At 65.7% G+C, this 12,761-nt stretch carries 8 protein-coding genes; all 8 read right to left on the bottom strand.

Annotated elements, in window-relative coordinates; genetic code table 11:
- Positions 1-95: 95 nt before the first annotated feature.
- The gene (gene trhO, locus BACI71_RS13265) at positions 96-1,031 is read right to left on the bottom strand and encodes an oxygen-dependent tRNA uridine(34) hydroxylase TrhO (RefSeq protein ID WP_236552983.1); all 936 of its coding nucleotides are present in this window, start codon (positions 1,029-1,031) and stop codon (positions 96-98) included.
- On the bottom strand, positions 1,028-1,828 hold the full coding sequence (locus BACI71_RS13260; protein ID WP_159759347.1) for a LytR/AlgR family response regulator transcription factor: 801 nt from the start codon (positions 1,826-1,828) through the stop codon (positions 1,028-1,030). The genes trhO and BACI71_RS13260 overlap by 4 nt, the downstream gene beginning before the upstream one ends.
- Positions 1,828-2,979 (bottom strand): sensor histidine kinase, encoded by a 1,152-nt coding sequence (locus BACI71_RS13255; protein ID WP_159759345.1) that lies wholly within the window; start codon positions 2,977-2,979, stop codon positions 1,828-1,830. Before BACI71_RS13255 ends, BACI71_RS13260 begins: the two co-directional genes overlap by 1 nt.
- A gap of 94 nt (positions 2,980-3,073) precedes the next feature.
- Positions 3,074-6,469 carry a TonB-dependent receptor gene (locus BACI71_RS13250; protein WP_159759343.1) on the bottom strand — a complete coding sequence of 1,132 codons (3,396 nt, stop codon included), beginning with the start codon at positions 6,467-6,469 and terminating at the stop codon, positions 3,074-3,076.
- Positions 6,470-6,642: 173 nt separating this feature from the next.
- Positions 6,643-7,866 (bottom strand): ABC transporter permease, encoded by a 1,224-nt coding sequence (locus tag BACI71_RS13245; RefSeq protein ID WP_159759341.1) that lies wholly within the window; start codon positions 7,864-7,866, stop codon positions 6,643-6,645.
- Positions 7,863-8,783 carry an ABC transporter ATP-binding protein gene (locus tag BACI71_RS13240; RefSeq protein ID WP_159759339.1) on the bottom strand — a complete coding sequence of 307 codons (921 nt, stop codon included), beginning with the start codon at positions 8,781-8,783 and terminating at the stop codon, positions 7,863-7,865. The genes BACI71_RS13245 and BACI71_RS13240 overlap by 4 nt, the downstream gene beginning before the upstream one ends.
- Before the next feature lie 493 nt (positions 8,784-9,276).
- Positions 9,277-11,061, bottom strand: a complete 1,785-nt coding sequence (locus tag BACI71_RS13235; protein ID WP_159759337.1) for an ATP-binding cassette domain-containing protein — start codon at positions 11,059-11,061, stop codon at positions 9,277-9,279.
- A 335-nt stretch (positions 11,062-11,396) separates the two neighbouring features.
- Positions 11,397-12,761: an HlyD family type I secretion periplasmic adaptor subunit gene (locus tag BACI71_RS13230; protein WP_159759335.1), complete on the bottom strand. Its 1,365-nt coding sequence runs from the start codon at positions 12,759-12,761 to the stop codon at positions 11,397-11,399.

The following is a 12,761-nucleotide window of genomic DNA, read 5'->3' as shown; positions in this document are numbered from 1 at the left end:
ACAAGCCCCCGGTATCGCCATGTCGTTACAGGAGGGAAACGCTACCGATCTGGATTAGGTCCGCAAGGCGATCCGAGACCGTGTCCGGCGGGGCATCATTCCTGATCGAATGTACGGCCGACGTGCGCTTCGCCACGTGCCGCCGCGAGCCGTTCCTGGCGGTGGCGCTCGGCATAACCGGCGCGTTCCTCCGCAGTGCGCTCGCCAGCGCAGGCAGGGCAACTCACGCCTTCGGCATAATCGGGGGAGGCGCGATCGGTCGCGCTGACCGGCATCCGACACGCGAAGCACAGCAGATGCGTTCCCGGCGCGAGCCCGTGCCCAACGGCGACCCGCTGGTCGAAGACGAAACATTCGCCTCGCCACGTACTCTCGGCCGCCGGTACTTCTTCCAGATAGCGCAGGATACCGCCGTCGAGGTGGTGGACCTGCTCGACGCCTTCCGCCTTCAGGAAAGCGGTCGACTTCTCGCAGCGGATGCCGCCCGTGCAGAACATCGCGACTCGTTTCTTGCCGGCCAGCAATGTCTCACGCTGACTGCGGAACCAATCGGGAAAGTCCGCAAAGCCGGCGGTCTTCGGATCGACCGCGCCCGCGAAGGTGCCGACCGCGACCTCATAGTCGTTTCGCGTATCGATCACCAACGTCTCCGGATCGGCGATCAGCGCGTTCCACTCGGCCGGGGCGACATAGGTGCCGGCATCGGTCAGCGGGTCGACCGTAACGCCCATCGTCACGATCTCTCGCCTCACCTTTACCTTCAGCCGGTGGAACGGCATCGCCTCGGCCCAGCTATGCTTTAGCGACAACTCAGCACAGCCGGGTAGCGCGCGGATATGCGCGATCACCATATCGAGCGCGTCGGGCGCGCCTGCGATCGTGCCGTTGATCCCTTCGCTCGCGAGCAGCAGCGTGCCCCTGATTCCCGCCGCGCGTGCGGCGGCGAGCAGCGGCTCGCGCAGCGCGTGCGGATCGTCGAAGCGGGCGAAACGATAGAGTGCCGAGACCCTGATGTTTTCGGGCGAGATCAATGGACGAAGCGCGCCACCACGTCGCGATAGCTGCGGCTGACCTTCACGTTCGCGCCCGAGTCGAGCACGAGGAAGCATTCGCCGTTGGTATGCGGCTTCACCTGCTTGACCAGATCGAGATTGACGATCGTCGAGCGATGGATGCGCTGGAAGCGGCGCGGGTCGAGCCGCTTTTCGAGGTCCTTCATTGTCTCGCGCAGGATCAGATTCCGGTCGCCGGTGTAGATCACCATATAGTCCCCGGCGGCATCGATCCGCTCGATCGTGTCGACGTCGACGCGGAAGATCTGGCCCTGATCCTTGATGTTGATCATCTTTTCGAAGCGGCTGGCGTTCACCGCGTCACCACCATCGGCCATTTCCGCCGCCGCTTCCGGCGCGTGCTCGGCCAGCGCTTCCTTGAGCTTCTCCGCCTCGCCCGCGCTCTGTCGCTCGGACAGCCGCTGGCGCACGCGGTCGAGCGTGTCGGCAAGCCGCGACTCCTCGACCGGCTTCATCAGATAGTCGGTGGCCTGCGCCTCGAACGCGCGGATCGCATGGTCGGAATAGGCCGTGACGAACACGAAGAGCGGCGGCTCGACGTCCATCAGTCCCTGTACGACCGAAAAGCCGTCGAAACCCGGCATCTGAATGTCGAGGAAGACGAGGTCGGGCTTGTGGGTCTTGATCGCGCTGATCGCCTCGCGGCCGTTCTGGCACTTGGCAATGATCTCGACGTCGTCGTGCGCCTGTAGCCGCAGTTCGAGCCCCTGGATCGCAAGCGGCTCGTCATCGACGAGGATGGTACGAATGGTCATCACACCTCTCTGTTCGGTACTTCGAGCTGGTACGGGATCTCGATCTCGACCCCGAACCCGCCCGTCGGCATGGCCCGCACATCGAAGCGGTGGTCCGGCCCGTAAGCCTGTGCCAGCCGCTCCCTGATATTGGCGATGCCCACGCCGGTTGAAAGGCTTGGCCGCGATTTCGTCGGCATCAAACCCGGGCCGGTATCGGATACGCCGAGCAGCACCCTGTCACCGACGAGCCGAATGGTGACGCAGATTTCCGCGCCATCCTCTTGCGGCGTCACGGCATATTTGATCGCGTTTTCAACGAGCGGCTGGAGCAGCAGCGACGGTAGCCGCGCCTTTTCCGCCGCCGGATCGATGTCGAATTTCGGGCGCAGCCGGTCCTCGAACCGCATCTTCTCGATTTCGAGATACAGTTTCAGCGTCTCGACCTCCTGCGCGACGGTGACGTGCGCGGTCGGTTCGTTGGCGAGCGTGTAGCGCAGGAACGACGAGAGCCGGCTCAGCATCGCATTCGCCCGCTCGGTCTGCTTCAGCAGCACCAGCGTCGAGATCGAATTGAGCGTGTTGAAGAGGAAGTGCGGGTTGAGCTGGTAGCGCAGCATCGCGAGCTGCGCGGAGGACGCTTGATTCTCCAGATGCTCCATCTGGTCGATCTGATCCTCGAGGATCAGGTAGAAATTGATCCCGAAATACAGCGCAGACCAGCCGGCGAGCGTCGTGAAGCTGAGGAAGAGCGCGGCGAGCAGCAGCGTCAGGTCGACGCCCGGCGCCGCCAGTCGGATCAGGCTGAACGAGAAGGCGTAGAGCGTCGCGTAGAGGAACGTCGCCGCGGCAAGCGTGAAGATCGACAGCAGGATGCCGGTGACGCGCGGCAACTGCCGGTAGTACCCGTACAGCACCGATAGCAACAGCGTAATGCAGTAGCCGATGATCGACTCGATCAGCACCGAGCCGATCACCTGTAACGAGGCATTGCTGCTCAGCGAGGAGACGAGCCGCAGCACCAGATAGCCGGTCCAGCCGACCGCCTGGAGCTTCCAGAACGCCGAGGCCTTGTTCTCGAAGAACGGCCGGACGAACAGCGGACGCTCCGGCGTGCCGGCATAAGCGGACGGGGCAGGAGCAGCGGAGACGGAAGTCGCGGAAGTCGCCATCGCGCCCTTCCTACACCGCCTGCGGGCCGCGCGCAAAAAGAAGGGCCGCCGTGCCCGAAGGAACGGCGGCCCGGAAGCCGGACGAGAGGCGCGATCAGAAGCTGAAGCGCGCGCCGATGCGGACCGAATAGAGCGACTGACGCGAGGAGATCACATTCTGCTGATCCGGCGCGACGCGGGGAGCGGTGTAGCGATACTGGGCGCAGGTGTCGGTCGTGTTGTTCTGCGCCTTGTTGCTCCCCGGTGCCGTGCCGGTGGGCACCGCTACCTTGAGGCAATCCACCTGGACCGCGGCGGTCGTGTAAGGGAACGCATACTCGCGGATCTGTCCCCAGTTTTTGTTGATCAGGTTGGCGACATTCTCGACATCGGCGAACAGGGTGATGCGGCTGGCGCCCAGCCCCGTTGGTACTTCCTGCGAGACATGAAGATCGATCTTCGTGAACCACGGCGAGTTGAAGGCGTTGCGCGGTGCGATTTTGCCACGGAATTTCGACAGGCCCGACGACTTGATGAGTGCGTCCAGATTGGCGGCAGTCTGCGCCGCGGTCTGCGTGACCACGCCGTTCACGATCGTGTCGCCATAGCTGACCAGCGGATCGGTGGTCGAGGTCGGCACGTACATCAAATAGCGCGCCTGAGTGCCGACGTTCCCGAAGATCGGACTGCGGTTCGATGAGGTGTCCTGCATCGTATAGCTGAACGGCTTGCCGATGCGGGTCTCGCCGAAGATCGCGACATTGGTCTTGTAGTCGCCGAAGAACGCGTGGTCGAAGGTTGCGCCATATTTGATGAAGTGGCGCACCTGATCGTTTGACACGCCATAGCTCGCGCCGCTGCCGTCGAAGAATGCGCCATTGCCGTAATTGGAACCGGCGGTCGACGAGGTCGCGGGCGTCTTGTCCTTGACGTCCTGATACGTATAGCTGGCGGAGATGTTCAGCCACCGGTCGAACGACTTATCGAAGCGCGCAACGCCAATATAGGTGCGGCCCTGCGAGGTATTGGTCAGCACGATGTCCTGGAAGCGGTCACCGAACGTCGTCACCGATTGATATCGCAGGCGACCATCCGGAGTCGTCATGCCGCTCGGGACGACGCGATAATCGGCGAAATACACCTGATCGCGTACCTTCGACCACAGGAAGTCGGCGCCGAAGTGCCAGCCGCCGCCGAGGAACCCGCCGAAGTCGGTGTCGTAATCCGCCGACAGCGTGCCGCGCCACTGCGACGGCAGCCGGAAGTCGCGTGCGAGCGCGTTCGTTGGTGCGTTCTGCGACGACGAGGCGCTCTTCAGTTCGGTGTTCGCCGCCGCCGGGATGGTCGTGCCGCTGACGTTGGTCAGGATCTGGCCGCCGGTACCGATCGAGTAGTTGCCATTGTTGAACTGGGTGACGTCGATGCTGTTGGTCAGGAAGCCCGTGTTCGAATAGCTGTTCGAGATATAGACGTCGGGCGAGCCGCCAGAGAAGATCCCGATGCCGCCACGGAAGGTGAGCTGCGACGTCGGCTTGAAATCAAAGCCGATCCGCGGCTGGAACACGCCCTTCCCCGAAATGTAGTTCTGGTTCGTGAAGCCGTACCGGTTCACGAAATTTTGATTGAGCGCCGGACGGCCGTGTCCCCCGTACATATCGTAGCGCATGCCGTAAGACAGCGTCAGCAGATCGTTTATCCGCCAATTGTCCTGAATGCCGAAGGCGTAGGACTGATACTGGAAGCGCGCCGCGCCATCGATGGGGTTCAGCGACGGCACCGCATTCGAATAGCGCAGGCGCTGGGCGTTACCCGCCTGGAAGTCCGCGATCGAGTCGAAGTAATAATTGCCCGCCGTGCTTTGCACGAACAGGTTGACGATCTTCGTATCCGACATCTCGCCGAAGACGCGCAGGTCGTGGTCGTCGCGGGTCAGGCGCGCCTGCACCGTGCCGCCCCAGGTTCGGCTGCTCAACTCGTTCGATTGACGCGAGATATCTGGGCCGAACGAGACGACACCCGATCCGCCGGCGCAATTGGTCGAGAGGTCGATATTGGTGCCGCCGTTGGCACCGAACGTGCCGCGGTCCGACTGGGCGGCGGTGCAGACCTGGAATTGCGCAAAGCCACGACCCAGGATCGGGTCCTGGCCGCGCTTGTAGTCCTTGTAGAAGCCACGCGCCTCGGTCGAGAACTCGTCCGACCAGTCAGAATTCAACTGAACGACGCCGGCATGCAGGCGGTTGGAGCCGACGTAGCCGTTCGATTCCAGCCCGAGCCCCGGCGCGTTGCCGGTGCTGCTCGACGTGCCGACCTGCGTGTTCTGATTAAAGCGGATCTGGTCCTTCGTGTACATGTACGTCACCGACGCGCGCTGGGTATCGGAGAGGTTCGCGTCCAGCTTGGCGACCAAGCGGTCGTCGCGATCGTCCGAATTGTTCAGGACGCCGCCGGTGTTATAGCCGTAACGGCTCTGCGCAATCTGCTGGATCTGCTGAACCGCCGCATCGGTGATGTTCGGGATGACGGTGCCGGCGTTGTTCCCCGGGGTGCCTTCCACGATCGGCGTACCGGCGCGGACGCGTTCGCCCGCGACCATGAAGAACAATTTGTCCTTGATGATCGGGCCGGAAAGTTCGGCGCCGTAATTCTCATATTTGAAGTTCGGGATTGTCACCCGCCCGGTCGGCACGCCCGGACCCGCCTTTGTGCGCTTGCCGGTCAGTTCGTCGGCGGAATAGGCGTAGAAGCCTGTACCATGGAATTCGTTCGTGCCCGACTTCAGGATCGCGTTGATCGCGCCGCCCTGAAAATTGCCCTCGCGGACGTCATACGGAGCGACCTTGGTCTGGAACTGGCCAATCGCGTCGAACGGGACGGGAGAACGGCGCGTGGGCAGACCGTCTGGATTCAGGCCGAAATTGTCGGTGACCGGCACGCCGTCGATCGAAAAGCGATTGTAGCGCGCATTCTGGCCGGCGAAGCTGACCGCGCGGCCGTTGCCTTCCGAATAGTCGAGGCGCGCGAAAGGGTCGCGGCGCATCAGGTCGCGCACGTCGCGATTGACGGAGGCGACGCTGGCGATCTGCGCAGCCGAAAGAACGGTCGCCGGGCCCTGGCTCAGGTTGCGGGCATTCGGCAGGCGGGAAGCGGTCACGACGATGTCGCCGCCGCCAGCGCTTTCGGCCGTCAATTCGATCGGCAGCTCAAAGCTTTGCGCAACAACCGTCTGAATGTCGGTCACTTGCGTCGAGGCATAGCCGGGCGCAGCGACCGTGACCGTGTAGGGGCCCCCAACGCGAAGACCGGTGGCGTTGAAGCTGCCGCTGGCGTCGGTGGTGACGGTCGAGGTCCCACCGGTCGGGACGTTCAGGATCGTAACCGTCGAGCCTGCCACCGGCGCGCCGTTCGCGGTCACCGTGCCGCGGATCGAGGACGTGGTCTCCTGCGCCATTGCGGCAGCCGGCATGACCAGCGCGACCGCGGCCACGCCTACGAACAGATTGTTGCGCATTGGAAAGAATGTCCCCTTTTTGCCGCAGTGCGACCCGCGACGGCTTCGTCGTTGGGGCGCCGATGGCCGCACTATGTGAAGGTTGCGTGACAGTTGCGAGTCGATTGCTGCACCGCTGCAAGACTCTGTTGCGGCGTTGCAAAAAAGCGACAGCCGCCCTGTCCCGCCGGCCGTCAACTCCGCGCGAAAAGCCGCTTCCACGCTGGCTTGGCGCTGCCGGATTGCAGGACGCCGCGGCGGAACAGTCGCGCGCCGATCGTGATGAAGACCGCGACCCACAGCAACTGCCACGCCAGCGCGGCCAGATGCGGCCACCATTGCGCGCCGGAAGCGGCGCGGCCGGCCATCGCAAAGGGCGAGGAAAGCGGGAAAAGTTCGGCGGCGGTTGCGAGGAGGGTGCCGGGGTGGGACACCGCCGAGGAGGCGAGGCCGAACATCGCGACTTGGATGATCGTCACCGGAAGCGAGAGCATCTGGACCTCGCGCATCGTCCCGGCCTGAGCGCCAACCCCTAGAAATACCGAGCCTAAAAGCAGGAAGGCGGTGGTGAAATAGGTGGCGAACAGCAGCACGAACGGAACCATGCCGATCGCCGGGCGCAGTTGGCCCAAATCCGCGCCGATGTCACCGGGAAGCAGCGCGCCAATCTGGCTGAGCACCGTACCCCAGAAGGCAACGAACAGCAGCGCGACGCCGTACATGCCCAGCAGCTTGCCCAGGAACACGCTTTCGAGCGGGACGGCAGCGGCAAGGATTTCAATGACCTTGTTGTTCCGCTCCTCCGCCATCGTGCCCACGACCTGACCCGACAGGAACAGGGTCAGGAAGAAGATACCGAAAACCGCAAAAAACGCCGCGGCGTTGCGACCGCCAAGGGTGGGGGCGGTGGTTTTTACAGCCTCTATCCGGACCGTCGGGGCGGTGCCGGCGCGCTCGATCAGCGCGGCCTGTCGCGCTACGGTCGCAAGATAACGCGCGTCGTCCCGGTTTCCGGCCGAAAATACCACCATCGGATGTGCAAGCGTACCGTATAAAACCGCGTTTACGTCCCCGCCGGGCGCATCGAGTAGCGCGTGGGCCACAATCGGCGAAGTTTCGACCAACGGGTGCAGCGCCAGCGGCGGCGGCGCTGCCTCGCCACGTACGAGCGGACGCAATTGCGCATCGGCGCTACGTAGCGCGTTCGCCGATGCGGCGGGCAGCATCGCGACCAGCCGGGCCTTGTCGGACGAGCCCTGTGTGACCGAGGCCGCGCCCATGCCGCCGATCGCGCCGAACGACATCATGATGACCGGCGCGAAGAGGAAGAGCAGGAAGATCGGCGTGAAGACCGTGGCGGTGAAATCGCGGCGGGCGATCGTCAGCGTCTGGCGGATCTGGCGGCGCAGCGCGCTCATGCGTTCGACTCCGCAGCGGTTTGCCCGACGATCCGCACGAACGCGTCGTGGAGGCCGGGACGTTCGATCGACAGCCCCTTGATGCCATAGCCGGCGTCGATCAGGCGGCGGAGCAGCCCCTCGATTCCTTCCTCGGGCAAGGCGAAGCGCCACGCCTCCGCCTCGTGTCGCGCATGGGGTGGCAGCATCGCGACGAGCTGCGCATCGGCATGGGTGGGCACGTAATGGACCTGCTGCGGGAGCAGCGCGCGCGCCTCGTCGACGGTGCCTTCGAAGCGTCGCCGCCCGCCCGCGATCACCGCCAGCCGGTCGCACAGGCGCTGCGCGTGCTGCATGACGTGGGTGGAGAAGAGGATGGTCGCGCCGCGGTCGCGCTCGGCGAGGATCAGCGCCTCGAGCCGTTCCTGATTGACCGGATCAAGCCCCGAGAAGGGCTCGTCGAGCACCAGCAGGTCGGGACGGTGGACGACGGCGCCGAGCAACTGGACGAGCTGCGCCATGCCCTTCGACAGCTTGCGGATCTTCTCGTCGATCGCATGGCCGAGCCCGGCGGCTTCCAGCAAGTCGGCGGCGCGTGCACGGCCGGTCTGCCAGTCGAGCCCGCGCAACGCGCCCATGAACGCGACCGCCTCGCGCGCCTTCATCGACGGATACAGGCCGCGCTCCTCGGGCAGATAGCCGACGCGGTCGCCGACGTCGCGCGGGTGGTCGCTGCCGAGCAACGTGCGCGTGCCCGCATCGGGCTCGATGATGCCGAGCGTCATGCGCAGTGTCGTCGTCTTGCCCGCGCCATTGGGGCCGAGCACGCCGTAGATCATGCCCGCCGGCACCGCGAGATCGACTCCGTCGACCACGTGCCGCTCGCCGTATCGTTTTACCAATCCGTCGGCGATGACGGCATAATCACTCGATGCCACGCGTGCTTCCCCTTGTCGCCAAGGAGCGTAGCGGCGCGGGGAGCCGTCGCCAATCGCTATTGCCGGGTGAGGCTAGACGGGTGCGACGTGTCGCTCGTCATGTCGGACTTGTTGCGGCAGCCGCCGGTCCGCGAGCGTGCAGGCCGTTGATTTTATCGTGCAAGTGGACCCCGGAACAAGTCCGGGGGTGACGGACGGGGAGGGAGCCTCTGGCTCGCGCGCGCGCTGCGCGAGCGCGCACCTCTCACTCAGCTCCGACCGAGCCTTCGCTGCGCAAAGGTCAAGTCTGCGCAACCCTCTCCCCTCAAGGAGGGGAGAGGGAAGAACCGGGCGTGCCTATCGCGTAGGGACGTCACCTTGATCCGTCATTGCGAGCGTAGCGAAGCAATCCAGCGCCGGATCAGGACACCCTGGATTGCTTCGCTACGCTCGCAATGACGAAATGGGAATTTGACCGCACGTCATCATGATCTCGATGCCGATCGACCCAAGGTCAGGCGGCGGCGCGGGCTCCGGCGTCGTCGTTGGCGGCAGGGGTGCTGAGCCCGCCGTCCTGCGCCAGCTTCGCGAACGCGCCGCCCGCTGCCAGCAACTCATCGAAGCCGCCCTGTTCGACGATCCGCCCCTGATCAAGCACGACGATCCGATCGGCGGCGCGCACGGTCGAGAGGCGGTGCGCGATCACGAATGTGGTCCGCCCTTGCCGCAGCCGCTCGAGGCTTTCCTGAAGCCGTGCCTCGGTGGCGACGTCGAGCGCGCTGGTCGCTTCGTCCAGCAGCAGGATCGGTGCATTCTTGAGCAAGGCGCGCGCGATCGCGATCCGCTGCCGCTCGCCGCCCGAGAGCCCTGCGCCGCGATCGCCGACCGCGGTCGCGAAGCCGTCCGGCTTGCGCATGATGAAGTCCCAGGCGCCGGCGATGCGCGCGGCATCCTCGATCTGCTCCATCGTGGCGTCGGGATTGCCCATCGCGATATTCTCGGCGATCGAGCGGTTGAACAGCCCGGCCTCCTGGAACACCACGCCGGTCGCGGCGCGCAGCGAGGCGAGAGTGACGCCACTGATGTCCTGACCGTCGACGAGGATGCGGCCCTTCTCCGGATCCCAGGCGCGCTGGAAGAGCCCGAGCGCGGTCGACTTGCCCGAGCCGGTCGGGCCGACGATCGCGACCGTCTCGCCGGGGGCGACCTCGAAGTCGAGGTCATGGACCGCGCCCGAGCCGGTCGGATAACGGAAGGAGACGTTGTCGAAGGTAACGCGGCCTTCGGCGACCGCCAGCGGCACGGCGTCGTCAGCCTCGGTGATGTGGCTCTGCTGGTCGAGGACGTCGAAGAACTGGCGGAGCGCCGGCAGCCGCTGCGCGACGTTGACGATGAAGCCGGTGACTGTCTCCAGACGCGCGATCATGAGCGTCGCGAAGCCGACGAACGACACGACATCGCCGATCGTCGCCAGCCCGCGCTCGATCAGCGCCGCGCCGAAGCCGAACACCGAGACGATCGCGATCGACGACGCGCCGCGCGTCAGCACCGCCGACACCGCCCACCAGTTGAGCACCGGATATTGCGCGTGGAGCAGATCGTGGAGCGAGCGGCGGACGTTGCCCATCTCGCCGGGTACCGCGAGGAAGCTCTGGAGCACGGTAACGTTGCCGAACAGGTCGCCGAGATTGCCCGAGATGTCGGTGAAGCGATCCTCGACGCGCGCCTGACCGGTGGCGGTGTGGCGCATCACGATCAGGTTGACGACCGAATAGACGAGCATCAGCACGACCAGCACCAGCCCGAGCCGCCAGTTGGTCATTATCGCGATCGGCAGCAGCAGGATGAGGATGCCGAGATTGGTGATCTGGTCGCGCAGCAGCGGCAGCCAGAGGTTGAACAGTCCCTCGCATCCCGAGATCATGATCCGCATCAGCCGGCCCGAGCGCGCCTGCGTATGGAAGGCGGGCGGCAGCGCGAGCAGATGCTCGACATAGGTGGACATCGCGATCAGGCGGCGACGGTGCGTCATGCGATCGGCAAGGAGGGCGATGACCACGCCGGCGGCGAAGACGGTGACGCTGATCGCGCACCACAGCGCGACGTAGCGCATCGGGTTCGCGCCGGTGGTGAGCCCGTTGACCGCCTTGCCGAAGAGCAGCGGCTCGGCGACCTGCAGGAAGGCGACCAGCGCGCCGGCACCGAGCAGCGAGCCGGCCTTCAGCCGCTCCGGGCGGAGCAGCGCGAGCGCGCGGAGGACAACATGCGGCGAGCGGGTGCGTTCGGCGGACAGGGGCATGGCCAACTCACGGTAACGACGGGGGAGGACGGCGCGGCGCCATGTTCGGTCGCCGATGATGCCCGCTGTAAAGGAAGAGGGTTAACGAAGGGTGTGTCGGGGTGGGGCAGTGACATGGGTCACGGGCCACCCGGATCATCATGACCGGAGGTCGGAACCGTCTTAGGTCATTGCGCGCGTAGCGAAGCAATCCAGGGCGTCCTGGTCCGGCTCTGGATTGCTTCGCTACGCTCGCAATGACGGACAACGTTGACGTGCTTCCGCCACCTATCCGGTCGCAGAGAAGAAGCGGGTCCCCGGATCAAGTCCGGGGCGACGAAATAGGGAACGTCGGATCAATGCTCGCGGAACGAGGACCAGAAGGCGCCGACGAGCGGTTCGAGCGCGTAATCGAGCGCGGTGCGCTTGCGCAGCGGGATCAGCACCTGTGCGGGCATCCCGGGCCGCAGCTTGAATTGCTCGCCGCGAAACCGCGACAGGACGTGTAGCTCCGCGGGCGGCACGGTGATCTCGGCGGTAAAATAGCTGACGCCGGTCTTCTCGTCGGTGAAGCTGTCGGCCGACAGCCGCGTCATCGTGCCGTTGAGCGGCGGGATCTCGCGTTCGTGGAGGCTGGGGAACTTCACGGTGGTGTGCTGCCCGACCTTTAGGTCGTCGGCGTCATCGGGCGAGATACGCGCCTGGATGCGGAGCTGCGCCTGTTCGGGGACGATGTCCATCAGCTTCTGCCCCGGCTGGATCACGCCGCCGGGGGTGAAGACGGTCAGCCCGACCACCGCGCCGGTCGCGGGGGCGCGGATCTCGGTGCGCGCGAGCTGTTCGCGCGCCGCGCCCAGCTTCGGCATCAGCTCGCCGAGCCGGACCTCGACGTCGCGCAGGTCGGCGGCGGTGCGTTCGGTGAAGGTGCGTTCGGCCTCGAGCCGCTGGATCTGGCTCTCGCGCGCGGCCTCGCGGGTCTGCGCGACGCTGGCGGAATATTGCCCGCGCTGGCCCTGCAATTCGGCGCGCATCCGCTCCAGCTCGCGCAGCCGGGTCTGCGAGACGAAGCCCTTGGCGGCGACCGGGCGCAACGCGTCAAGCTGCGCGTCGAGCAGCTTCAACTGCTCCTGCGCGGACAGCACCTGCTCGCCATAGCCACGGCCCTGTTCGTTCGACTGCGCGGCGCGCTGGCCGAGCGCGTCACGCTGCGCGGTGAGCGTCGCGGTGCGCGCGCTCAGCTCGGTTTGCTGAAGCCGCATCGCCAGCGCGGCCTCCGCACGATCCTCGGCGTTGAGCGTCGCGAATTCACGCGGGGTCGGGACACGGGTCTGGCCGAGCTGTTCGGCCTGAAGCCGTGCGCGCTGGGCGAGCAGCCGGATGACCTGCGACGCCAGGGCGCGTTCGCTGGCGAGCACCTCCGGCGAGCCGAGGCGGATCAGCAATTGACCCTGCTGCACGCGCTGGCCGTCGCGAACGAAGATCTTGTCGACCACGCCACCGTCGCGGTGCTGGACCGCCTGCCGCTGGCCGGACACCGCGAGCACGCCCTCCGCATAGGCGGCGGCATCGAGCCGCGCGAACGCCGCCCAGCCGAGGAAGCCGATGAAGAACAATGCGGCGACGATCAAGCCGGCGCGGATGTCGCTGCGCGGATCGGCGGGCAGGTGGACCGCATCGTCGCCCGTGGCGAGCGGTGAGGAGGGGAGGGGCAGGGTGGCCAT

The sequence above is a fragment of the Sphingomonas sp. 8AM genome (assembly GCF_902506455.1).
In the GTDB taxonomy this organism is placed as follows: domain Bacteria; phylum Pseudomonadota; class Alphaproteobacteria; order Sphingomonadales; family Sphingomonadaceae; genus Sphingomonas.
Note: the sequence above shows the minus strand (reverse complement) of the source record. Positions and strands in the feature narration are given on the sequence as shown.